Here is a 23,358-nt window from a genome sequence, read left to right as displayed (position 1 = left end):
TTGGTACGGTGACCCCATGGGACGGCCGAGACAGTTCGACGAACCGAACCTGCTCGACGCCGCCATCGAACAGTTCTGGTCCAAGGGCTTCGATGACACGTCGGTAGAAGAGATCTCGCAGATCGCCGGCGTCGGCAACGGAAGTATCTACGCGGCATACGGCAGCAAGCGCGGTTTGTTCCTGGCCGCGTTCGCCCGCTACTGCGATCGCCGGGCCGCCTTCATTCGCGAAACGCTGTTCGCCGCACCGGGTTCCATCCGCGCGGCGATGCTGGCGCTACTGTGCGCCGTCATCGAGGACTGCGTCGCGCAACCCCGCCGCCGCGGCTGCCTCATGATCAACAGCGTCGCCGCCCTCGGCGCGCGGATGCCGGAAGTTGCCGAGATCGGCGCCCGGACCACCGCCGCCATGGAGGACGCGGTGGCCGAATACCTCCGCCGGGCCGCACCCGCCGGCGACCGCAACGCGATCCCCGCGCTCAGCGCCCACATCATCCTGGTCTCGCAGGGCCTGATCCAGCTCAGCCGCCTCGATGCCCCGGCCCGCCGCCTGCATCAGATCGCGGAGGTCTCCCTGTCCACGCTGCCCCCGGCCTGGGCGGACCGCGTCGTCGTCTAGGAGGCATACGCGCGCCGGGCGATCGGGCGGTGTCCCAATTTCAGGGATTCCTGGCCCGCGTGGCGGGGCCGTCGTTCGCCCCCGTGCCGAAGACTGGCAGGGCGCGCGCACCGCGCGCACTTCGACGCGACCTCAGGGAGAACGACTATGGCTGGCAACCCGCACGGCATCTCACTCGAACCCGCCGCCCAGGCCTTCGTGGACGCGACATCGGAACCACCCTTCCTGTACCAGCTTGCACCCGAGGAGGGCCGCAAGGCCGTCGACGGCGTGCAGGATGCCCCGATCTTCAAGCCGGAGATCGACGAGGAGTGGATCACCGTCGTGGGCGGGCCGACCGGATCGGTGCGGGCCCGCATCGTCAAGCCCAAGGACGCCACCGGCCCCCTGCCCGTCGTCATCTACACGCACGGCGCGGGCTGGGTCTTCGGCGACGCCCACACCCACGATCGGCTGGTGCGCGATCTGGCGGTCGGCGTGAACGCGGCCGTGGTGTTCCCCGAATACGACCGCTCCCCCGAGGTGCACTACCCGGTCGCCAACGAGCAGTCCTACCGGGTCGCGCAGTGGGTGACCACCGACGGCGCGTCCAAGGGCCTGGACACCACTCGCATCGCCATCGCCGGCGACTCGGTCGGCGGCAACATGGCCATCGCGCTGACCCTCATGGCCAAGGAGCGCGGCGATGTCTCCTTCCGTCAGCAGGTGCTGTTCTACCCGGTGACCGATGCCAACTTCGACACCGGCTCCTACCGCGAGTTCGCCACCGGCTATTTCCTGAGTCGCGAAGGCATGCAGTGGTTCTGGGATCAGTACACCACCGATGAGTCCGACCGCTCGCAGATCACCGCATCCCCGCTGCGCGCGTCGCTCGATGAGCTCGGCGGCCTGCCGCCCGCCCTGGTCATCACCGCGGAGAACGACGTCCTGCGCGACGAGGGCGAGGCATACGCCGCCAAGCTGCGCGCGGCCGGCGTGCCGGTAACCGCCGCCCGCTACGGCGGCATCGTTCACGACTTCGTTATGCTCAACACCCTGCATGACACGAATGCCGCTAAAGCCGCTGTGGCGCAGGCGATCAGCGTGCTGCGCCAGGCTCTGCGCGACTGACTCCGCCACCTGATCGGCGGGCCATCGCACCGCACCGATGGCCCGCTGGTCCAGTCCGCCCGATACCGCCGATCACGTTGCCCGACAACAGAATCCGAGGCTCAACATGACGATGTCAGAGACAGTGTTCGATCCGGCCCGCGTCGAGATCGTCCGGCTCCCGTCGGGGCGCCACACCTCCCCTCCCGTCGCCGGTAGCGGGAGCCTCTGATGGCCGCGTTGCATCGCTCGGTGGCGGACGATCTGGTCGAGACACTCGTCCACGCCGGAGTCAGCCGAATCTACGGGCTGGTGGGCGACAGCCTCAACGCCTTCAGCGACGCCATCCGCCGCGACGGCCGGATCAGCTGGGTGCATGTGCACAACGAGGAGGCGGCGGCGTTCGCCGCGTCGGCCGAGGCCCAGCTGACGGGACGCCTCGCGGTGTGCGCCGGCAGCTGCGGCCCCGGCAACACCCATCTGATCCAGGGCGTGATGGACGCGCATCGCTCCGGAGCGCCGGTGCTGGCGCTGGCCTCGCACATCACCAGCCGCCAGATCGGCACCGGGTACTTCCAGGAGACCAAGCCCGAGGCGCTGTTCGCGCAGACCAGCCACTATTGCGAGACGGTCGCGCACCCCGATCAAATGAATCGCCTGGCGCGCAGCGCAATTCAGAGCGCAGTCCTGGATCGCGGGGCGGCGGTGCTGGTGCTGCCGGGCGATATCCTGGCCGCGCACTCCGCCGGGGAACCGTCGGGCAAGCCCGTCATCGCGGCCGGATCGCGACCGGTGCCCGACGCCGCGGCCGTGGACGAACTCGTGGACCGCATCGAATCCGCCGAACGGATAACGATTTTCGGCGGCATCGGCTGCGCGGACGCGCGCGAGCAGGTGCATCGGCTGGGTGGGCTGTTGCACGCGCCGATCGGACATACGTTGCGCGGCAAGGACATCCTGGACTACGACAACCCCAATAACGTCGGCATGACCGGCCTGCTCGGCTACGGCGCATGCTATCGAGCGCTGCACGACGCCGATCTGGTGCTGCTGCTGGGCACGGACTTTCCCTACGACGATTTCCTGCCGCGGCGCAACAACGTTCAGATCGACCTCGATCCGGTGCGACTGGGGCGGCGCGCGCCGCTGGCGCAGGGGATCGTCGCGGACATCGGCGCGGTGCTGGATGCGGTGCTGCCCCGCCTGGCCCAGCGCACCGACCGCGGCTTCCTCGACGAGATGCTGCACGCCCACGAGCGGGCGCTGCGGCACAGCGTCGACACCTACAGCACCCATATCGCCACCCACCGGCCGATCCACCCCGAGCACCTGGCCGCCGTCGTCGACGAACTCGCGGCCGAGGACGCCGTTTTCACCGCCGATACCGGCATGTGCTGCACCTGGGCCGCGCGCTATATCACCCCGAACGGGCGACGGCGGCTCATCGGCTCGTTCGTGCACGGTTCCATGGCCAATGCCCTGCCCATGGCGATCGGCGCGCAATTCGCGTATCCGGGCCGCCAGATCGTCTCGCTGTCCGGGGACGGCGGGCTGGCAATGCTGCTGGGCGAGCTGCTCACCGTCAAGACCCACCGCCTCCCGGTGAAGGTGGTGGTGTTCAACAACTCCAGTCTGGGCATGGTGCGGCTGGAGATGATGGTCGCGGGCGATCCGCCGTTCGAAACCGACCACGACGAGGTCGACTACGCCGCCATCGCGGCGGCCGCGGGCTTCCACACCCGCCGCGTCACCGAACCCGGCGAGCTGCGCGAGGCCGTCCGCGATGTGCTCGACCACGACGGCCCGGCGTTGCTCGACGTGGTCACCACCCCCGACGCCCTGGAAGTCCCCTCCCACCTCACCGTCGAAGAGGCCAGGGGATTCGCCCTCGGGCTCGGCAAAACCATGGTGACCGGCGGCGTGGGCGAGATCGCCAACATCGCGCGCCTGAACCTGCGCAATATCCCGCGCCCCTGAGTCCCTCCGGGATCGGGGCGGTTCGGAATACTATGCGGGAACGATAGGCAGGAGAAGTACAGGATGGATCGCGTCGCACTGGCGGTGATGCCCGAGGCCGTGGCGGCGCACGAGGTTCCGCGGGAAGGCCGGGCCAATGCGTTCCGGGCGCTGCGGTCACGGCCGTTCCGGATCTACTTCGCGGGGCAGATCGCCTCCGCCAGTGGCACCTTCGTGCAGGTGACCGCGATCGGCTGGCTGGTGTTGCGGCTGACCGGATCCCCCGCTTCCCTGGGCATGGTGCTGGCCGCCGGTGGCCTGCCGCCGCTGTTGCTGGGGCCGTGGGGCGGAGTGGTCGCCGACCGGGTCGACCTGCGGCGCCTGCTGATCGGTACCCAGATCGCCCTCGGGCTGCTCGCGGCGGCGTTGTGGCTGGCGGCGGCGACCGGACACGCGGGGGTGCCGCTCGTCATCGGCGTCACCGTGGCCGGCGGGTTCGTGCAGATCGTCGACGCACCCGCGCGGCAATCGTTTGTCGCGCAACTCGTTCCGCCCGCAGACCTGGCCAGCGCGGCCAGCGTCAACGGAGTGGTGGTGAACAGCGCCCGCGTCGTCGGGCCCGCGGTGGCCGGGGTCCTGATCGCGGTCGTCGGGACGACACCGTGTTTCGCGGTCAATGCCGTCTCCTATCTCGCGGTGGTCGGGGCGCTGGTGGCGATCCGGCCCCTCTCGGCCGCCGCCGCTGTCCGCGCGGGCTCGGGCGGGGTAGGGTCCGCGCTGCGTTATGTCCGCACCCGGCAACAACTCTGGCTGCCGCTGGCGATGATGGCGCTGGTCGGCCTGTTGTCCTTCAACTTCCCGGTCATACTCCCGGTGCTGGCGGAGCGCACCTTTCACGGCACGGGCGGCACCTACGGCCTACTCTCGACCGTCCTGAGCGTCGGTTCGGTGGCCGGATCGCTGGCGGTCGGGCTGGTTCGCCACCCCCGCCGTCCCTATCTGGTGGCGACGGCGGGGGCCTTCGGCGTCGGCCTCGCGGTGACGGCGGCCGCGCCGAATCTGCCCCTTACCTGCGTGGCGCTGATGGTGACGGGATTCGCCGCCTTCAGCTTCGTCACCCTGGCATCGAGCGCACTGCAATTGCATTCGGATCCGAGTTATCGCGGACGGATCATGGCGCTGTGGGTGTTCGTGTATTTCGGCACCACCCCCATCGGCAGCGTCATCACCGGCTGGATCATGAACGCCTCCGGTCCACGCGCGGCCCTGCTGGTGGGCGCCGCCGCCTGCCTGGTCGCCAGCGCGATCGCCGCCCGAGTGCACACGCCGCCGCATCCGGACGGACCCGACCCGGCCGCGTGAGTATCGGGCGATAGCCTGTTCGCATGCGGATGACCGAGCGGGTGGCGCTGGTGCGGTTCCGCGATGCGCGGGTGGCCCGCCTCGCCACGGTGAGTGCGGACGGCCTGCCGCATCTGGTGCCGGTGACCTTCGCTCTCGTGATCGAGAAACCGTGCCCCGTCGCAGTTTTCGCCATCGATCACAAGCCCAAGACGACCACGAATCTCCGGCGGCTGCGCAATATCGCGGCAACAGGCCGGGTTTCGCTGCTGGCCGATATGTACGACGAGGACTGGACCCGGCTGTGGTGGGTCCGCCTCGACGGCGCGGCCCGCATACTGACGGCGCCGCAAGACCGCGCGGCGCCGATAGCCTGGCTGACCGCGAAATATCCGCAGTACCAAGACAGTCCGCCGCAGGGGCCGGTGGTCCGGATCGAGGTGGAAACGGTCGCGGGCTGGTCCTGGAGCGAATAGTTCAGCAGCCGGTCGGCGACACCCCTACCGTGTTACGATTCGACGTGCATCGATACCAGGGCATGGGGTATCCACGACATTAGCCGTGGACTTGCCTTCGATGTATGAAACGGAGATGTCGTCGCCACGGCGGTGATATCCGAGGGTGTGACCTGGGTTGAGCTGCTGGCACGGCCCAACCCAGGCATATTTTCCCACCCACACCTCATCGACGGCGGCAGGCGCTGCCCATGCGCACAGGGCTCACCGCAAGTGCGGGTTCACATTCCCTGGCACCCGCCGGCCGCCGTCGCCCTGTCGACTCAGCTGATGGTTGTCGAGGTGAGAGCCGAGTTCGGGTTCGGATAGCAGACCGTGGCGACGTTCTGCGCACCGAACGGGGTCTGCACGTTGACCGTCAGCGTCATACCGGGGTTGGAGAAGCTGGTACCGGCGTACTGGACAGTCATGGTCTTACCCGAGGCGCCGGCGGTGGTCTGGATCGCCTCCGTCGGCGGGGTGTAGGTGGTCCCACCCGATATCGGACCGGGCACGGTCAGCACCACGTTGCCGCCGGACACCGCGGCCGTGCCCGCGACGGAGCCGCCGGATGCCGTGACGCTGTTGGCCGTTCCGTTTGTCACCGTGGCGGTCATCACGATGTTGCTGACGTTGTTGACGGTGAAGCCGGAGGCGTTCGAGGGGACCGTCACCGAACCGGGGGTCAGGGTGACCGATACGGCCGACCCGGCGGTGGCGGTGGCGGGCGCTGTGCCGGTCACCGAGGTGCTCATGCTCGAGTTCGCGGCGATACCGTCGACTGTGCCCTGGCAGGTCCAGTTGATGGTGGTCGCGGCGTTGGCGGTACCGGCCAGACACAGCGTGCTGATCAGCGCCACCGGAGCGAGTGTCGCGACGCGAATGAGCGCAGCAGTAGATCTCATGACTGTCTTACTTTCTCGAGGGGTGCGTCGACGAAGTGGGGTGACCGCGCCGACACTGAAACGGACTCAAAATGTAACCTGTTCTCCCCACTCGCGTGACGCGAATCGCTTGCAAAATTTCGGTAAAATTTCCGAACGGTATCGATGACACCGCGAATCATGCTCAGCATCAGCATGTTTGACCGAGACCAATACCCAAACGGGTGACGTGTCACAAATGAGTCGCCGAAAATCGCTGTTCCGCAACGAAGTTGACCTTGAATAAACGCCTGTCACTGCAACGCGTTTCAAGGGACAAGCCCTCGAGTGATCCCGTACGCCGCGGCCATGGCGGCGAAAATCGGCACCGCATAAGATCTTTCCGCCACTGGCTCCCCAATCATGATGAGCACGCTGAAGGAATGCGGAATATCGGGATTATCAAAGTGATTCACTCACATCGTCACTCACTCACCGAAACATAAATGGTCGGCGGCGAGATTGCCGCACCGGTTGCTACCGAGTCACCCGATCGCGTGCACGCGTTTCATTCTGCGCCACACCGCATCTCGCGCACCGGCGCCCATCCCACTCGCGCCCGGCCACCCGCCCACAGCGCGGCAGCCACCAGCGCGACCAACAGCACGCCGGTACCGAAGACCGTCGGATCGAATGCGCGCGCGGCCGGCCGGCCCGCCTGCGTGCGCCCCGAGCCCGCGAGGAACGGCACCACGAGCAGTACCCCCACCGCCAGTATCGCCTCGACCGCGACCGGAAAGTTCCGCAGCGCCAGCAGTCCGGCCGGGGCGTGATCGCCGCGTTCGCGCGCGGCGGCGATCCCCGGCAGCAGCACCCGGGAGTTGCATGTCCCGACGACCGGCATCGCCGCCACCATGACCAGCTTCACGGTCAGGTGGCGGCCGTACGGGGTGGTCAGCATCTGTGCGGGTGTTCCGATGTGCGTCCAGGCGAGCCAGGCCCCGCTCACGATCAGCACGCCTACCGCACAGATCGCGACGGTGCCGAACCTGGCCCGCCCCATATGGCGCCGCGCCGCGCTCCGGATCGAGACGGAGCCGGCCGAAACCCGTTCGCGCTCAGCGGTTTCATACACGCACAGCACCGCTCGAAGGCGATCGATGGCCCGGACGGACGCTAGAACAGGCCGAGTTTGAGCATGAGGGCACGGTCCAGTGCGGCGATCTCACGACCATCGAGACTGCCTTTGAAATCACCGAGACGCTCAGGCGACACCTAGGCCTGCAGCAGTGCGTAGCGTACCGCCTCGGATCGCGTCGTCTGCCGGGCAGCGGTGAGTTCGACCAGCGCTCTTTCCATCGCGTCGTCGGTTCGTACGTTCAAGGTTCCCTTGACACAAATGTAACGCGGTTTGTGTTACAGCCCTGGCATGCTGTTGTGGTCCGACCGCAGGTCTACTCCTCGTCGGGCTCGCCGGAATCCCCGTCGGGCACCGCGCCGCCACCGCCACGGATCGTGTAGAGCAACCCGTCCAGTTCGTCGGGTTTGATCAGCACGTCGCGGGCCTTGGAGCCCTCGCTGGGGCCGACGACGCCGCGGGTCTCCATCAGATCCATCAGGCGGCCCGCCTTGGCGAAGCCGACCCGCAGCTTGCGCTGCAGCATGGAGGTGGAGCCGAACTGCGAGGTGACGACCAGCTCGACCGCCTGCACGAACAGGTCCAGGTCGTCGCCGATATCGGGGTCGACGTCCTTCTTCTCCCCGGCCTTGGCGGCGGTGACGCCCTCGGTGTAGTCCGGCTCGGCCTGGTTCTTGGCGAAGTCGACGACGGCCTGGATCTCCTCGTCGGAGATGAACGCGCCCTGCAGGCGGGTCGGCTTGGACGCACCCATCGGCAGGAACAGCCCGTCGCCCATGCCGATCAGCTTCTCCGCTCCCGGCTGATCCAGGATGACCCGCGAATCGGTGAGCGAGGAGGTCGCGAAGGCCAGCCGCGAGGGCACGTTGGTCTTGATCAGGCCGGTGACGACGTCCACCGACGGCCGCTGCGTGGCCAGGACCAGGTGGATACCGGCCGCGCGGGCCTTCTGGGTGATGCGCACGATCGCGTCCTCGACGTCGCGCGGCGCGGTCATCATCAGATCCGCGAGCTCGTCGACGATGGCCAGGATGTACGGATACGGCCGGTAGACCCGTTCGCTGCCCAGCGGAGTGGTGATCTGCCCCGACTTCACCTTCTTGTTGAAGTCGTCGATGTGCCGGACCTTGCTGGCCTGCATGTCCTGGTAGCGCTGCTCCATCTCCTCCACCAGCCAGGCCAGCGCGGCGGCGGCCTTCTTGGGCTGGGTGATGATGGGGGTGATCAGATGCGGAATGCCCTCGTACGGCGTGAGTTCCACCATCTTCGGGTCGATCAGAATCATCCGCACCTCCTCGGGGGTGGCGCGGTGCAGCAGGGAGACCAGCATCGAGTTCACGAAGCTCGACTTGCCCGAGCCGGTGGATCCGGCGACCAGCAGATGCGGCATCTTCGCCAGGTTCGCCGAGAGGTACTCGCCCTCGATGTTCTTGCCGAGCCCGATGAGCAACGGGTGGTGAACGTTTCGTGTGGACGGCGCCTTGAGCACGTCGGCCAGGCGGACCAGCTCGCGGTCGGCGTTGGGCACCTCGATACCGACCGCGGACTTGCCCGGGATGGGCGCGAGCAGCCGGACGTTCTCCGTCGCAACGGCATAGGCGATATTGCGCGCGAGCGCGGTGATCTTCTCGACCTTCACACCGGGCCCGAGCTCGACCTCGTAGCGGGTGACGGTCGGGCCGCGCACGAATCCGGTGACCGCGGCGTCGATCTTGAACTGCACCAGCACCTCGGTGATCGCCTCGATCATCGATTCGTTTGCGGCGCTGCGCTTCTTGGGGGGTTCGCCGTCGGTGAGCAGCGTCAGCGGCGGCAGGTGGTAGTCGCCGTCGACCTCGCGCTCGGTGACGAACTCGAGCTGCTGCGGTTCCGGGGGCGGCGGGGTCTGATCGATGACCTTGGGCGCCTTGCGCTTCGGCTTCTCGACGGGCGCGGCCGGGGTTTCAACGGGCGGCTTCTCGGCGATCGCCTTGGCGTCCTGTAGCGGCGGCTCGCCGATTGCCTCCGTGGCCGCATCAGATCCGCCGAATTCGTCGGTCGGGTAGTTCTCCCGCGGTGTGCGACCGCGTTTGCGGGAGCTGTTCCGATGGAGCGGAAAACCGTCCTCGTCATAGCCTTCCGCGTCGTACATCCCGTATTGGTCGTCGTAGGAGTCGTATTCGTCGCCGCCGACGCCGAACAGCCATCGCAGCCGCTCGGGCACCTCGCGCACCGTGGTCCCGGTCAGCAGGAGAATGCCGAATGCCATGGCCAGCAACAACAGCGGCACCGCGAGCCACGAGGTGAGACCATTGCGCAGCGGGCCGCCCATGACGTATCCGACGAATCCGGCCGCGTGCGCGCGCCCGTGGGCATCGGCCGGCGAACCGGCGGCGATGTGCCACAGTCCCAGGAACGGCAGCGCGACCAGCACGCCGCCCAGGACCAGCCGCGGCCGGATCTCCGGATGGGGTTCGGTGCGCATCAGGATCACCGCTATCGCGCAGGCCACGAACGGCAGTGCCGCCGAGGCGGACCCGGTGAACAGGCGCACCGCGGTGTCGATCGCGTGCCCGATCGGGCCGCCCGCACCCAGCCACACCGCCGCCGCGATGACGACGCTGAAGGCGACCAGCGCCAGCGCGATGCCGTCGCGCCGGTGCCCGTGTTCGATCTCCCCGGCCCGGCTCAGCGTGCGGGTGGTGGCGCCCATGCCGCGCGCGAGCATCGTCCAGCCGTTGCCGACGCCCCGCCGGAATACCGCCAGCGGCGCGGTGTTCGATTTCCGGCGCGGGGCCGGGCGGCGGGCCGGGGCCTTGCGCGCGCGGGGCGCGGCCGCCCTTGTCGAACCTCCGGTGGATCCGCCGCGTGAACCGGCCGAACGGGACCGTGCCGGAGCCCGCCCCCGCGCCGATCCCGCCCGCGAACGAGACGCCGTGGTACTGCGGGACTTGCCTGCCATGACTCACAGGCTAGCCGCAACAGCCCCATCGAGACCATCCGCAACACCCACACCACGGACATCACATGACGAAATCTCGGCCACGTCCGGGCAACGGCGTCCGCGCGACCCGCGAAACCAAGATCCGGGTCACAGATTAGCGGTCAGCCCCGCCGAGTCGGCCAGACACGCCGCTGGCGCGTCCAAGACCACACCTCCGAGACCTGTCTCGCACCGACATCCGAGGCCGTAGGCGGAGCGTGAATACAACGGCGCCCACCACGACCATGGCTGCGGACCAGAATGCGGTGGGGAAGCCGGAGCGGGCGGCGGCCAGACCCCCCATCGGACCAGCGACCAGAATTCCGACATCCCAGAACGACGTCATCACTCCCATGGCGGCGCCCGCGGTCCTGGCGGCCACCGCCCGCAAGACAATTCGTGACGATGCCGGATAGATGAGCCCCAGCCCGACTCCGGTGATCACCACCGCGACCAGCGCAATGGACCGTGTTGTCGCAGACGCCAGCGCCAGCAGCCCCGCGGCCTCGATGATCAGGACCGCGCGAGCGACGACGTGACCGCCGAACCGATCGACCAGGGGACTTCCGAGCGCTCTTGTCACCAGGAACGCGGAGGAGAACAGCACCAGCCCGAGACCGGCTCCGCCGATCCCCGGACTGTCGAGGAAGAGCACCAAAAGTGCTGTGAGGGTGCCGTATCCGTACGCCGCCATCCCGAGCATCAGCCCCGGCCTGCCGACACCGGCCGGAACCAGATCGCGCCATCCGCCGATCGCGATGCGCGCGGGGTGCTGCGGGCCACGTCGAGCACTGGCGAGCAGAATCGCCGATATCGAGGGCAGCAGCACGACCAGCGCCCACACGGCGGTTGCCCCGCCGAGTTCCCCGGCGCCGACCGCCACCAGTGGCCCCACCGACAGGCCGCCCCACATCGACAGGCCGAACCATCCTGCGACACGACCGGACCGCGAGGGCCGCACATCCGACAGCACCCACGGCAGCACTCCGGAGAACAGCGCCGCCTCCCCGACACCCATCAGCACCCGGGCCGCGATCAACCAGGCGAGATTCGGCGCCCACAGATGCCCCAGTGCCGCGCAGGAAGCCGCGACGGCCCCCGCGATGGCGACCGCCCGCGCCCTCCCCGCATCGCCCGCCCGGCCGGCGAATGGCCGCGTCAGCGCGGTGCCGGCGAATGCCGACCCCACAACGACCCCGACCACGAACGGACTCGCGCCGAAGCGGTCGGACACGTAGCCGGGAAGTTCCTGCAGTGTCGCGCCGAGCGCCAGATACCCGCCGAGAACCGCCAGCCACAGCTGGACGAAGGGCGTCTGCACAGTAGCGACCATCGCTCAACAGTACCGATCTGTACTGTCACAGTACAAGTTGGTATCGTCAACTCGTGGAACTCGACGACACCCGACCGAACGACGATGCCGCGGCCCTGAGCGCGTCGCAGAGCGCCACCCGCTCGAAGATTCTCGACGCAGCGGCGGACCTGTTCTATGAGAAGGGGGTTCATGCGGTCGGCGTCAATGAGATCGCGGCCCGCGCGCACGCGTCGAAGTTGAGCATGTACCGGTATTTCCCGTCGAAGACCGAGCTCGTCGAGTCGATGCTCGAAGAGCACAGCGATCACATCCATGCGTGGCTGCTGCGCAAGACCGCCGACGCACCGGAGGGGCAGGCGCGAGTGCTCTCGGTATTCGACCTGCTCATTGCGTGGTTCGCTCAGCCCGGATACCGGGGCTGCACCGTCGTGAACACGGTGACCGACACTCGTGCGGACCCGGTGATATCGGCCATCGCCCGGCGCCACCTCGCGCGCTACCGCGAGATGCTGGAGACACGCCTGACGGAAGCGGGGATAACGCTACCCCGGACGCTCGCCCGCCAGCTGCTTCTGCTCATCGAAGGCGCGAGCGTGGTGTCGGCGATCGAAGGATCCCCTGATAGCGGAGCCGATGCGAGGCTCGCGGCCGAACACCTTCTGACAGCGACGCTCTCGGCTCAGACGACAGCGCCCCCGCCACGGTGAATCAGTCGATCCGCACTGCGTGTCCGGTGACCCGAATGCCGGCTGCGGCTGGATCGAGGTCGACCAGCAGCAGGCTCGGCCGACCCATATCCACGCCCTGGGTGATGGAGATTCGGCCAGATTCGGCATAACCGATGTCGCGGAGGTATCCGCCGAAGGCCGCCGCTGCGGCACCGGTTGCGGCGTCCTCGACGACTCCGCCGATGGGGAAGGGGTCGCGGGCCTGGAAGCGGCGATCGTCCTCGTGCCAGAACAGGTGCACCGTCGTCCACCCGGCCTCGCGCATGACCGCGCCGAGGGCGTCGAAGTCGTAGTTCAGGGCGGCCAGGCGTTCGCGGGACGCGGCGGCCAGCATCAGATGCTCGTTGCCCGCATAAGCCACCCGGGCGGGAAAGGCCGGATCGAGATCGGCCGGGTCCCAGCCGAGCGCTTCCAGCGTGCCGGAGATCTCGGTCGCGGTCGCCGCCCTGGAATGCGTTGCGACGCTGGTCAATGTCGCGGCCGGGTGATCATCGGCGGCACTGGTCTCGACGACGACGTCGCCGGTGTTGGTTCGGAAATTCAGGGTGCCGGGGCCGATGCGTTCGGTGAGTGCGACCGCGGTTGCGATGGTGGCGTGGCCACAGAAATCGACCTCGGCAAGCGGGCTGAAATAGCGAACCCGGTAGTGCCGGTCGTCTGTGTGGTTCAGGAAGGCAGTCTCCGAATAGCCGACCTTCCCGGCGATCCGCTGCATCTCGGAGTCGTCGAGTCCGACCCCGTCGAGGACGACCCCGGCGGGGTTGCCGCCGGCCGGATCGGTACTGAATGCGGTGTAGCGCAGTACTTCGGTGCTCATATGTCTAATGCTCGCATCGCGCGGCGATCGGGTCCAACGATGTATTTTGATATTCTCCATCGGATATTCCGATAGCATCGGCGGTATGGACACCCGGGTACTCGCCACCTTCGTCGCGCTCGCGAGGACCGGCAGTTTCACTGCGACCGCGGCCGAATTACACCTCGCCCAGTCGACGGTGACCGCACACATCAAGACGTTGGAGACCGAGCTCGGGCTGCGGCTGTTCGATCGGCTGCGGCTCGGCGCGACGCTGACCGACGCGGGGCGGCGGACCCTGGAGAAGGCCGGTCTGGTCCTCGATGCCGAGGCAGCGCTGCGCGCCGATCCGGATGTATCCGGCCCGATCCAAGGCACGGTCGGAATCGTGGCGCCGGAATCCCTGTGCGGGCACCTGCTTCCCGGAGTGATCGCGGCGTTGCACCGACGTCATCCCGGGGTCGAGGTCACGCTGTCGCCGGCGGGCACGGCCGACGCGATCGACGCGCTACGTGCCGGCCGCTATGCGCTCGCACTGATGCTCGAGCCGTCGCTCGCGGCGCCCGATCTCGTTGTCGATCAGCTGGGCACTCTCGAACTCGCATTCGTCACCGATCGGCGGCAATCGGTGACGGCGCAATCGTGGGCGGAGTTGGCGGAGCAGCGATGGTTCCTACTCGAAGAGGGCTGCACCTACAGCGACGAGGTCGCTCGGTGCCTGCGGGACAGTGCGGCGGTGGTTCGCACGACTCGGCTGGGCAGTATCGAGGCCACCCGGGCCTGCGTCGCGGCTGGACTCGGACTGGCCGTACTGCCCGTTTTCGCCGTCGACGAGCGGCGGCTGGCTCGTTTCGCCGGGCCGGCGATCGCCGAACCCGGATTGCTGCTGGCCCGTCACCGCCGCCGGTCGACCGGCCGTACGCTCGACGCGGTGATCGAGGAAATCCGGCGCGGTGCAACGAAGCTGCTTTCCGGCGGGTAATCCTATTCGCCTGCCATAGCGAGCAAGGAGGGGCAGCCGCATCGGTCCGGTGACCTTCGCGCTGGCGGTCGAGGAGACGCGGCTCAGATACTGCGATTGCAATCGTGCACCGCGCGGACATCCGCCTCCGCGCCCGCGGCCTCGAGGCGAACCTCGTTGCGGCCGAAGGCGTGGAACAGCAGCTCCGAGGGCTCGCCGGTGAGCACGACCTCCGGACCGGTGCCCTTGTGCGCGGTGACCCGATCACCCTGCGGAGTGGCCAGCACGACGGTCACCGGGGCCTTGCGGTAGGCCATCCGGGCCATCCGGCGCACCGTGTTCCACAGCTGCTCCTGATCCGCGACGGCCAATTCCCTGGGCTCCCAGTCCGGTTGCGCGCGCCGCACGTCCTCGTGATGCACAAAGTATTCGGCGAGGTTGGCCACCGCGTCGACCGGGCGCAACGGCGACCACCAGGGCGGACCGGTGCGCACCTGCTCGAGCAGCTCTGTGAAGGGCCGCCCGGCCGCCTTGGCCTGCACCGAATCCAGGTATCCGGCAAGGGATTTGACCATGATGCCGGGGGCCGCGTCGGGCCGCCGCTCGCGAACGACCAAGTGCGCGGCCAGATCCCGGACGGTCCACTCACCACAGAGCGTCGGGGCGTCGGGCCCGGTCGCGGTCATGGTGACGACCAACGCGCGCCGTTCGCGCTGAGCCATACTCATGAGGTAAGCCTAACGGAGTCGCACCCGCACCGCTCCACAGGCGACCACGGGCCCGAACAACCTGAACACCTACCCCTCCGAGCGACCGACGGCAGTCCGATGACCTCGCTTCGACGCCACGACAACGGCCCTCCGCCTCGACGAGACAGAGGGCCGTTGCGTGAAACTCAGACCCCGATGACGGTCGGCACGATCATCGGACGACGCCGGTACGCATCGGCGACCCAGCGCCCCACCACCCGGCGCACGCCCTGCGCGATCCGGTGGGTATCGGTGACACCCTCCCCGGCCAGGCGCAGCAGCTCCGACTCGACCAGCTCCAGCGCGCCGGTCAGCGCCTCCGGATCATCGGAGAAGCCACGGCCGCTGACCTCGGGCGCGCTGACCGCCTTACCGGTGGTCGCGTCGACCGCGACGGTGATCGAGATGAAGCCGCCCTCGCCGAGCACCAGGCGATCGGACAGCGTGGATTCGCCCACGTCGCCGACCGAGAGCCCGTCGACGTACACCTGACCGACCGGCACCCGGCCCACGATCGAGGCGATGCCGTCGACCAGGTCCACGACCACGCCGTCCTCGGCCAGTATCACCCGGTCCTCGGGCACGCCGGTCGCGGCCGCCAGGGCCCCGTTGGCGCGCAGGTGCCGCCATTCGCCGTGCACCGGCATCGCATTGGTGGGCCGCACCGCGTTGTACAGGTACAGCAGCTCGCCGGCCGAGGCGTGCCCCGAGACGTGCACCTTCGCGCTCTGCTGGGTGACGACGGTCGCGCCGAGGCGCGCCAGCCCGTTGACGACGCCGAAGACGGCGTTCTCGTTGCCCGGGATGAGCGAGGAGGCCAGCACCACCAGATCGTCGGCGCGGATGTTGATCTGCCGGTGTTCACCGCGCGCCATCCGCGACAGCGCCGAGAGCGGCTCGCCCTGCGAACCGGTGGAGATCAGCACCAGCTTGTGCACCGGCAGGTTGGCGGCCTGATCGAGATCGACCACGACCCTGTCGGGAATGTCCAGGTAGCCCAGGTCCTGCGCGATCTGCATGTTGCGCACCATGGACCGCCCGACGAAGCACACCCGCCGGTCGTACCGCTGCGCGACCTCGACCACCTGCTGGATGCGATGCACGTGGCTGGCGAACGAGGCGACGATGACCCGGCCCTTGGCCTTGCCGATGACGCTGTCCAGCACCGGGCCGATCTCGCGCTCGGGGGTGACGAAGCCGGGCACCTCGGCGTTGGTGGAGTCGACCAGGAACAGGTCCACGCCCTCGTCGCCGAGCCGGGAGAAGCCGGCCAGGTCGGTCAGGCGCCCGTCCAGTGGGAGCTGGTCGAGCTTGATGTCGCCGGTGTGCAGCGCCAGGCCCGCGGGGGTGCGGATGGCCACGGCGATGGCGTCCGGGATCGAGTGGTTGACCGCGAAGTACTCGCACTCGAACGGGCCATGGGTCGTCTTCTCGCCCTCGGTGACCTCGATCAGCTTGGGCTGCAACCGATGTTCGCGGCACTTGGCCGCGACCAGCGCAAGCGTGAACTTCGAACCGATCACCGGGATGTCGCGCCGCAGCCGCAGCAGGAACGGCACCGCGCCGATGTGATCCTCGTGCCCGTGCGTGAGCACGACCGCGACCACGTCGTCCATCCGGTCCTCGATCGGCCGGAAGTCGGGCAGGATCAGGTCGACGCCGGGCTGCTGATCCTCCGGGAACAGCACGCCGCAGTCGACGATCAGCAGCTTGCCGCCGAATTCGAAAACCGTCATGTTGCGGCCGATTTCGCCGATGCCGCCCAGGGCGAAGACGCGTAATCCGTTGCGCGGCAGCTTCGGCGGCAGGCCTGCGGGCTGCTGCTCGGCCGAAACCGGCTGCGGCGCAGACTGTTCGAAGCGGCCGCGGCCGCCACGGCCACGCGCGGGGCGGCGGGCGGCGCCGCTGCGCTCGGCGGGCGCCTCGGACTTCTCCTGGCGGGCCTTGGCGGGCTGGGACTTCGTCGCCTTCGCGGCACGGGATCGCGTCGCCTTCGCGGGCTGTGCGCCCTCGGCATCCTGCTTCGCCGAGCCGCGCGCGGGCTGCTCCGGCTGCGCTGCGTCGGCGTCCTGCGTGGCGGAACTCCGCGCGGCCTTCTTCGGCTCGGCCGACACCGGCTGTGCGGCAACGGGTTCCGGCGCGGGCGCGGGCGCGCCGGCGGACCGGGAGGCCGCCCTGCGGGGGCGGCGGGCCGGAGCGGCGGGGGCGCCGCTGTCCTGTTCGTTCGAACCTGTGGTCTGGTCGTTCACGAGAGCACCCCCGCAATCCGCAGATCCGCGGCGATCGCGTCGATCTGCTCGGTATCCGGCATCAGTTGGGGCAGGCGCGGCTCGCCGACCTCCACCCCGAGCAGCCGCAGCGCCGCCTTGGTCATCGACACGCCGCCGACCCGGGCCATCGCCCGGCACAGCGGCAGCATGCCGACGTGCAGCTCGCGCGCCCGCACCACGTCACCGGTGAGGTAGGCGTGCCGCAGCTGGCGCAGCCGCTCCGGCACGAGATGTCCGATGACGCTGATGAATCCGGTCGCGCCGACCGATAGCCACGGCAGGTTGAGGATGTCGTCTCCCGAGTAGTAGGTCAGGTCGGTCTCCGCGATCAGCTGGGCGCCACCGGCCAGGTCGCCCTTGGCGTCCTTCACCGCGACGATGCGCGGGTGCTCCGACAGGCGGAGGATCGTCTCCGAGGCGATCGGCACCACCGAGCGGGGCGGAATGTCGTAGAGGGTCACCGGCAGATCGGTGGCATCGGCCACGGCGGTGAAGTGGGCGATCAGGCCCTCCTGCGAGGGGCGCGAGTAGTACGGGGTAACCACCAGCAATCCGTGCGCGCCCGCGCGCTGGGCGTTGCGGGCCAGCTCGATGCTGTGCGCGGTGTCGTAGGTGCCGGCGCCGGCGATGACGGTGGCGCGCTCGCCCACCGCCCCGACGACCGCACGCAGCAGATCGAACTTCTCCGACTCGGTGGTGGTCGGCGACTCCCCGGTGGTGCCGGATATGGCGAGCAGGTCGACACCGCGATCGACCAGGTGAGCGGCCAGGGCCACTCCGGCATCGACATCGAGCTTGCCCTCGGCGGTAAAGGGGGTCACCATCGCGACACCGACCGTGCCGGAGGCGCGCAGCTCCGTTCCCGTCGATTCACCGTTCGTCATGGTCAGAAAGGCTACCTGGTCGCCATGTAGGGCCCGAAAGGTCGCCCTCCATACCCGCTGGGCCCCAGGGCGAATTCGAAGCACATTCACTGTTGCGGCGTCAGATTTTCCTTGAATGACGCCACATATGACGTCATTATGGTGTCATGGATTTGAACAAGTACACCGCCCGCCTCCGCGAGGACCTGGTCACCGCCGCGGCCCTGGGGGACGAAAAGACCCAGTCCACCGCGGCGGCCCTGGCCTCGGCCACCGAGAACGCCGCCCGGCTGACCCTGCTGGCCGCGCTGTCGGATCTGGCCGCGGAGATCAGCGAATCGCTCGGCGACCGCACGGTGCACGTCTCGGTGGACGGCACCGACGCGCACGTCGACGTGCGCGGGAACGGGTCGCACCCCGGCCAGGAGGCACCCACGTTCGAGGACATCACCGGCGACATCAGCCGCGTCACGCTGCGCATGGTCGACGAGATCAAGAACCGTGCCCAGCAGGCCGCCGCGCAGAGCGGGATGTCGCTGAACTCGTGGCTGGGCGCGACCGTGCAGGACGCCCTGCGCGATCAGATGCGGGCGCGCCGGCATTACCACGCCGAGACGTTCCGGGAGGATGCTCCGAACGGCGAGGCGAAGCAGGACCGGCCGAAGGACCACGACGAAGCCTGAAATATCCTCGCGCACAGGGTATCTCGGCGGTCTCAGCTCGTGACCGCGACGTTCCCCTCGGTGTCGATCTCGGTGCGGCGGTCGTAGTCGGGGGTGTGCGCCAGCACCGTGGCCAGCACCCGGCGGCCCGGCGGCAGCACCCGCACGGTCACCGAACCCGCGTTGGCGGCATCCAGTTCCGTTGCCGCCGAGTCGATCACACACCGGCGCACACCGGGCGGCGCGTCCGCGAAGCCGCCGTCGTCCAGCAGCACCACCTCTACCCCGCGCGCCCGCGCACCCCGGGCGGCGGTGCTGAGCTCCTCGGTCACCAGCTGCGGGGCGCGGAGGCCGTCGCGCAGCTCGGCCTCCAGCAGCCGGCACTGCTCGCGCTCGGCGACCGTCAGCACCGCGCCGTCGGCGATCCGCTCCAGGATCGGGCGCGCGACCCGGTCCAGACGGCCCAGCTGCCGGATCCGTTCGCCGTCCGCCGCGGCCATGGTTGCCACCGCGGCCGCGCGCCTCTCCGCCTCCGCGCGCAGCATGCGCAGTGACCGCTGGGTAGGTCGCATGATCACCGAGAACACGGAGATGGCCGTCACCGTACCCACCGGGACGATCGACGCGGAGACGACGGTGTCGGCGGGCACGCCGTACACGGCCGCGGCGGCAACGAGCACCGCGGCCGACGCCGCCACGCTGAGCCACGCGGCCCCGATCCGCATGCGCAGCACCAGCACCGCGACCACGTACGAGGAGGCGAAGGTCGTCCAGACCAGATGCCGGGCCGGTGCGGAGTTCAGGGTCGTGGCGGTCAGCACGGTGGCGACCGGCCCGCCTCCGGCAACGATCGCGGTGACCGGCAGCGGCAGCGGATCGGTCGGCGCCATCAGTACAAGCGCCCCGGCGACCGCCATCACCACCAGCGCGCTCAGCGCGCGCACCGGCGATGCGGCGCCGAGATTGCCGAGCATGTACAGCACGATGGTCAGTTCCAGGACCAGCAGGAACAACCATGCGACGCCGCCACGCAAGCCGAGCAGATCCCGCAGGTCGAAACCGGATTCCGGGTCGGCATCGGGGGATTCCGGGTCACGGAAGGTCATCGCCGCCCCACACCAGCGTCACCGTGGCGCCCTCCCCCGGGCGTGATTCCACGAATCCGGCACCGCCGGGCAGCTGGCGCATCCGCCCCAGGATGCTGACCGCGATGCCCAGGCGGTCGGCGGGCACCTGCCGCACGTCGAACCCCGCTCCGTCGTCGGCGAATACGAGCCGGATGCTGCCGGCGCTGATCGTGCAGGTCACCGTGCGGCAGACCGGGCGTCCCTCACCGGCGGCGTGGCGCAGACTGTTTCGCACGGCCTCCCCGAGCGCCGCGGCCAGGGTCCCGGCGACCGCGACGGGCATGCGCATATCGTCGTAGCCGGGCCAGGTGCGGGTGGCGAACCGGATACCCGGATTGATCTCGTGCACCGCCGAACGCAGATAGATCACTGCCGACCTGGCGTCGAGCACCTCAGGCCCGGGCGCATCGAGACGGATTTCGTCGAGCTGAGTCAGAGTCGCCCGAGCCTGTCTGCGCACAACCGAGTTCACCGGGACCGACCCGGTCGAGTCGACCCCCCGCTGTGCGGTCGTGAATGCCTGCGCGTCCGGCGCGTCCGCGGCAGTGCACGTCTCGTTGCCTCGCGAGGCATCGAGCAGGGTGGACAGCACGGCGTCGTGGATGAGCGCGGCGAACCGGGCACGCTCGTGATCGCGGGCGGTCGTAGCGGCGGCCGCTGCCGCGCGCCGCCCGGCGATCGCCGATTCCCGATCCACCCGCGCGCCGGCGCGCCGCGCGCAGGTCATGCACCACAGGAACAGCGTCGACAGGCCCAGCGCCCGCACGAAGTCGTTCGCCGCCAACAACGTTGTGATCGGTTGGGCCAGAAAGATATCGGTGCATACCACCGCGGTCGCACCGATCAGGAGGTAGCCGATCGCGACCGGCAGCGGCCAGGCCAGCGCCGCGACAAGTACGCCGAGCGGCAGCATCCGGTAGAGCCACACCGACGAGGCGTCGAGGGTGTGCGGGTGCAGCGCGAACAACGTGATCGCCAGCGCCTCCAGGTAACTCACCGCCGCCAAACCGGCCACGGCACGGACCGTCGTGGGCCTCGACCACACCGACATCCCGGCCAGCACCGGGAAGAATCCAAAGGTCAGCACAACGGCGATCGGGGTCCACCCGCCGGGCGCACCCCGGCCCTGCTCCACGATCTCGGGCAGGTCGACCAGCCCCATGATCACCCCGCCCAGCCCGATCGACAGCCCCACGCGCCGCACGATGCCGTCCGTTGCCGACCACGACACGGGTTGTGCCGCGGCGACTCTCCCCCACCATCCGAGCCCGGCCGGCACCTGGGGCCTGGTGTGCGCACGCCGGGATTTCAGGGCGCCCGCAGCGGTCATGTCTGTGCCTCGCCGGCGCTCGGCTCCGACATGCCCGCTGTGGCGGCTGTGCCGATCAACCGCTCGCTGCGCTCGCTCATGCCCGCGGATTGCGCTCGGGCACCGGCAGCCAGCCGTCCTCGACCGCCCGCTTGTACAGGTCGGTCTTGGTGGGGGCGGGACGCCCGGCATCGGCGTACTTCTGGCGGATCCGGCCGAGATAGTCGTTGACGGTCTGTTCGGACAGACCCGTCATGCGCGCGACCCGCGAGGCCTTCTCCCCCGACGCGTACAGCGTGAGCACCTCCTGCTGACGTGGGCTGAGCCCGACGTCGGACAGCTGCGGGTCGCCGTCGATGGCCGCGGCCCAGTCGGTCGTCACGACCTGCTCGCCCGACGCGGCCGCGCGCACGGCCGACACTACGGTCTGCACGTCCTCTGACTTGCGGACGACCCCCAGCACCCCCGCCCGGGCCGCCGCCCGCACCAGGAACGGATTGTCGGCCCCGGTGAACACCAGCACCTCGAGGCCAGCCTCACGCAGCGCGCGCACATTGTCCTCGGGCGCGGAACCGTCCGCGAGCCGCAGATCCAGCACCACTAGATCCAATTCCGGTGCGGCATCGAATAATTCGGCCACCGTCCCGGCGGTGATCACGAGTTCGAGGTCGTCCTGCGGCGCCAGCATGCTGGCCAGCCCCAGCGCAACGGACTCGTGATCCTCGACCAGCCCGATCCGCCGCGGCGCGGCCTGCCCCTGATATGCCCCGTCCATACCGCTGTCACCTCTTCCCAGCTCCCGAACACCTCGCCCCCGGTGGCGGCGCGCGCGTACGCCGCCGGAACCCGGAAACGTACTGGATTCGAGTATGCAGGTGCGGGAGGCCGAGCGTCAGCCATTGGTTTCGGGGGGTCGCGGCGTCAGTGGAAGCCGAGCGCCGCCCCACACGGGCCGCGCGAAAAATGACACCTCCGAGTCTGATTCCGCACACGAGGCGCCCGCACGAGTAGGCGGCTACCTGTGTTCACCAGGGCCCGATCCGCCCAGACCGGCGACAGGCGCGGCGGCCGCCGCGTTCGGGGCGTACCTGCGGGAGCTGGGCGCGGTCGAGCCCGCGGCCGTGCTCACGCTGCACCAGGGGGACGATCTCGGTCGTCCCGCGATTCTGGGAGTCGAACTGCGCCAGGACGATCCGCGGGTGCGGGTGAGCGGCGCGGCGGTGGCACTTCCCGACTGATCCGATGCGTGGCAGCCGGCGGCCGTCGCCCTGCCCGATTGATCCCGTACGGGCGTAGCACTGTCGGACGGATCCGATGTGCGGCAGCCGTTCACGCACGCCCGCACCGGGATTCGACCGGCCGCACGAGGCGCCGCCGCGGGTACACCGGAGGACCACAGCGTTTGGATCCCCGGCCGGAAGGCTAATCTGCAGCTCACGGCCGAGCGCGTGGGCAGGCGCGTCCGGCATCGACACCCGAGGGACGGATATGAGCGTGACAAATCGCTGGGCACTGGGATTGGCGGCAATCGGCGCGGCGGCAACGGTATTGACCGGCTGCTCGAACAGTCAGAAGGACGCATCCCCCGCGGCGAGCTCGGCCTCGCAGCAGACCGCCACCGCGACCGCCGCGCCCAGCCACCCCGTGGAGGCGACCGCGTCGAGTTCCGGCGCCTGCACGAGCGCGCACGTCAAGGCCACCCTCGGCAAGCTCACCACGCTGACGCCGGGGCAGAACACGCAGCCGGTGACGTTGACCAACACCTCGGGCGCACCGTGCAAGCTGAACGGATTTCCCGACGTCGATCTGGTCGGCACGGGCGAGAATGTGGTCGGAACGACCGGCGCGTCACCGAACTACAAGTGGACGCTGGAGCACTCCAACGCCACCGCGGCCACGATCACTCTCCCGCCGGGCGGCGCCGGGAGCTTCGACATCACCTACCTTGCCGACGCCGGCGGCGACGCCGTACTGAAGGTCGCCTCGATCCAGCTGACCCTGCCGGGCGACAGCGCCCATACCGCCGTCGCCTGGAACGCGGCGGTAATGCTGCAGGACATGGCAACCCACCCCGGAACCTACTCCGGACCGTTCGTCGCCGCGCACTGACGACCGA

The 23,358-nt window shown here is 69.1% G+C and carries 21 protein-coding genes and 1 pseudogene; 10 read left to right on the top strand and 12 right to left on the bottom strand.

The features are described from left to right. Positions 1-16: 16 nt before the first annotated feature. A complete protein-coding gene (locus KO481_RS37320; RefSeq protein ID WP_215923255.1) occupies positions 17-619 on the top strand; it encodes a TetR/AcrR family transcriptional regulator in 603 nt (200 codons plus the stop codon). Between the two features lie 147 nt (positions 620-766). Further along, positions 767-1,729 carry an alpha/beta hydrolase gene (locus KO481_RS37315; protein WP_215923254.1) on the top strand — a complete coding sequence of 321 codons (963 nt, stop codon included), beginning with the start codon at positions 767-769 and terminating at the stop codon, positions 1,727-1,729. Here the strand turns inward: KO481_RS37315 and KO481_RS44955 are convergent. Next, positions 1,698-1,832, bottom strand: a pseudogene (locus tag KO481_RS44955) (LEPR-XLL domain-containing protein); the annotation flags it as partial. The gene KO481_RS37315 and the pseudogene KO481_RS44955 overlap by 32 nt on opposite strands. Before the next feature lie 116 nt (positions 1,833-1,948). Here KO481_RS44955 and KO481_RS37305 point away from each other — a divergent pair. The 3 genes from KO481_RS37305 to KO481_RS37295 all read left to right on the top strand — a co-directional run bounded on the left by KO481_RS37305 (position 1,949) and on the right by KO481_RS37295 (position 5,481). After that, complete coding sequence (locus tag KO481_RS37305; RefSeq protein WP_215923311.1) at positions 1,949-3,685, top strand: thiamine pyrophosphate-dependent enzyme; 1,737 nt, start codon at positions 1,949-1,951, stop codon at positions 3,683-3,685. Positions 3,686-3,748: 63 nt separating this feature from the next. After that, entirely contained in the window at positions 3,749-5,026 is a 1,278-nt protein-coding gene (locus tag KO481_RS37300) for an MFS transporter (protein WP_245402075.1), read from the top strand. Between the two features lie 23 nt (positions 5,027-5,049). Beyond that, a complete protein-coding gene (locus KO481_RS37295) occupies positions 5,050-5,481 on the top strand; it encodes a TIGR03668 family PPOX class F420-dependent oxidoreductase (RefSeq protein WP_215923252.1) in 432 nt (143 codons plus the stop codon). 302 nt (positions 5,482-5,783) lie between these two features. On the opposite strand, the gene KO481_RS43665 is transcribed toward KO481_RS37295, so the two are convergent. From KO481_RS43665 to KO481_RS37270, 4 genes are all read right to left on the bottom strand, one after another. Further along, the gene (locus KO481_RS43665) at positions 5,784-6,404 is read right to left on the bottom strand and encodes a hypothetical protein (protein ID WP_245402074.1); all 621 of its coding nucleotides are present in this window, start codon (positions 6,402-6,404) and stop codon (positions 5,784-5,786) included. A 526-nt stretch (positions 6,405-6,930) separates the two neighbouring features. After that, complete coding sequence (locus KO481_RS37285; protein ID WP_215923251.1) at positions 6,931-7,497, bottom strand: CopD family protein; 567 nt, start codon at positions 7,495-7,497, stop codon at positions 6,931-6,933. A 319-nt stretch (positions 7,498-7,816) separates the two neighbouring features. Further along, positions 7,817-10,441, bottom strand: a complete 2,625-nt coding sequence (locus KO481_RS37275) for an FtsK/SpoIIIE family DNA translocase (protein WP_215923250.1) — start codon at positions 10,439-10,441, stop codon at positions 7,817-7,819. A 136-nt stretch (positions 10,442-10,577) separates the two neighbouring features. Further along, positions 10,578-11,795, bottom strand: coding sequence for an MFS transporter (locus KO481_RS37270; protein ID WP_215923249.1), 1,218 nt, complete (start codon positions 11,793-11,795; stop codon positions 10,578-10,580). A 53-nt stretch (positions 11,796-11,848) separates the two neighbouring features. On the opposite strand from KO481_RS37270, the gene KO481_RS37265 reads away from it, so the two are divergent. Then, a complete protein-coding gene (locus tag KO481_RS37265) occupies positions 11,849-12,484 on the top strand; it encodes a TetR/AcrR family transcriptional regulator (protein WP_215923248.1) in 636 nt (211 codons plus the stop codon). 1 nt (position 12,485) lies between these two features. Here the strand turns inward: KO481_RS37265 and KO481_RS37260 are convergent, their stop codons facing one another. Next, on the bottom strand, positions 12,486-13,382 hold the full coding sequence (locus KO481_RS37260; RefSeq protein ID WP_215923247.1) for a PhzF family phenazine biosynthesis protein: 897 nt from the start codon (positions 13,380-13,382) through the stop codon (positions 12,486-12,488). A 25-nt stretch (positions 13,383-13,407) separates the two neighbouring features. Between KO481_RS37260 and KO481_RS37255 the strand changes: the two genes are divergently transcribed. Then, positions 13,408-14,283: a LysR family transcriptional regulator gene (locus tag KO481_RS37255; RefSeq protein WP_215923246.1), complete on the top strand. Its 876-nt coding sequence runs from the start codon at positions 13,408-13,410 to the stop codon at positions 14,281-14,283. 83 nt (positions 14,284-14,366) lie between these two features. On the opposite strand, the gene KO481_RS37250 is transcribed toward KO481_RS37255, so the two are convergent. The 3 genes from KO481_RS37250 to dapA form a co-directional block, all read right to left on the bottom strand. Beyond that, the gene (locus tag KO481_RS37250; protein ID WP_215923245.1) at positions 14,367-14,990 is read right to left on the bottom strand and encodes a TIGR03085 family metal-binding protein; all 624 of its coding nucleotides are present in this window, start codon (positions 14,988-14,990) and stop codon (positions 14,367-14,369) included. 167 nt (positions 14,991-15,157) lie between these two features. Further along, the gene (locus KO481_RS37245; protein WP_215923244.1) at positions 15,158-17,260 is read right to left on the bottom strand and encodes a ribonuclease J; all 2,103 of its coding nucleotides are present in this window, start codon (positions 17,258-17,260) and stop codon (positions 15,158-15,160) included. After that, positions 17,257-18,165 (bottom strand): 4-hydroxy-tetrahydrodipicolinate synthase, encoded by a 909-nt coding sequence (dapA, locus tag KO481_RS37240; RefSeq protein ID WP_215923243.1) that lies wholly within the window; start codon positions 18,163-18,165, stop codon positions 17,257-17,259. Before dapA ends, KO481_RS37245 begins: the two co-directional genes overlap by 4 nt. A gap of 146 nt (positions 18,166-18,311) precedes the next feature. On the opposite strand from dapA, the gene KO481_RS37235 reads away from it, so the two are divergent. Next, the gene (locus KO481_RS37235) at positions 18,312-18,827 is read left to right on the top strand and encodes a hypothetical protein (RefSeq protein WP_245402073.1); all 516 of its coding nucleotides are present in this window, start codon (positions 18,312-18,314) and stop codon (positions 18,825-18,827) included. Positions 18,828-18,859: 32 nt separating this feature from the next. Here KO481_RS37235 and KO481_RS37230 read toward each other — a convergent pair whose 3' ends face one another. From KO481_RS37230 to KO481_RS37220, 3 genes are all read right to left on the bottom strand, one after another. Then, a complete protein-coding gene (locus tag KO481_RS37230) occupies positions 18,860-19,912 on the bottom strand; it encodes a DUF8320 family protein (protein WP_215923242.1) in 1,053 nt (350 codons plus the stop codon). After that, complete coding sequence (locus KO481_RS37225) at positions 19,899-21,263, bottom strand: sensor histidine kinase (protein ID WP_215923241.1); 1,365 nt, start codon at positions 21,261-21,263, stop codon at positions 19,899-19,901. Before KO481_RS37225 ends, KO481_RS37230 begins: the two co-directional genes overlap by 14 nt. 76 nt (positions 21,264-21,339) lie before the next feature. Then, on the bottom strand, positions 21,340-22,017 hold the full coding sequence (locus KO481_RS37220; protein WP_215923240.1) for a response regulator transcription factor: 678 nt from the start codon (positions 22,015-22,017) through the stop codon (positions 21,340-21,342). Positions 22,018-22,111: 94 nt separating this feature from the next. Between KO481_RS37220 and KO481_RS37215 the strand changes: the two genes are divergently transcribed. Together KO481_RS37215 and KO481_RS37210 are read left to right on the top strand one after the other, a co-directional pair. Then, entirely contained in the window at positions 22,112-22,480 is a 369-nt protein-coding gene (locus tag KO481_RS37215) for a PhzF family phenazine biosynthesis protein (protein ID WP_215923239.1), read from the top strand. 250 nt (positions 22,481-22,730) lie between these two features. Further along, positions 22,731-23,351: a DUF4232 domain-containing protein gene (locus KO481_RS37210; RefSeq protein ID WP_215923238.1), complete on the top strand. Its 621-nt coding sequence runs from the start codon at positions 22,731-22,733 to the stop codon at positions 23,349-23,351. Positions 23,352-23,358: the final 7 nt, after the last annotated feature.

Origin of the sequence: Nocardia albiluteola (assembly GCF_018860155.1) — a bacterium.
GTDB classification, from domain to species: domain Bacteria; phylum Actinomycetota; class Actinomycetes; order Mycobacteriales; family Mycobacteriaceae; genus Nocardia; species Nocardia albiluteola.
Note: the sequence above shows the minus strand (reverse complement) of the source record. Positions and strands in the feature narration are given on the sequence as shown.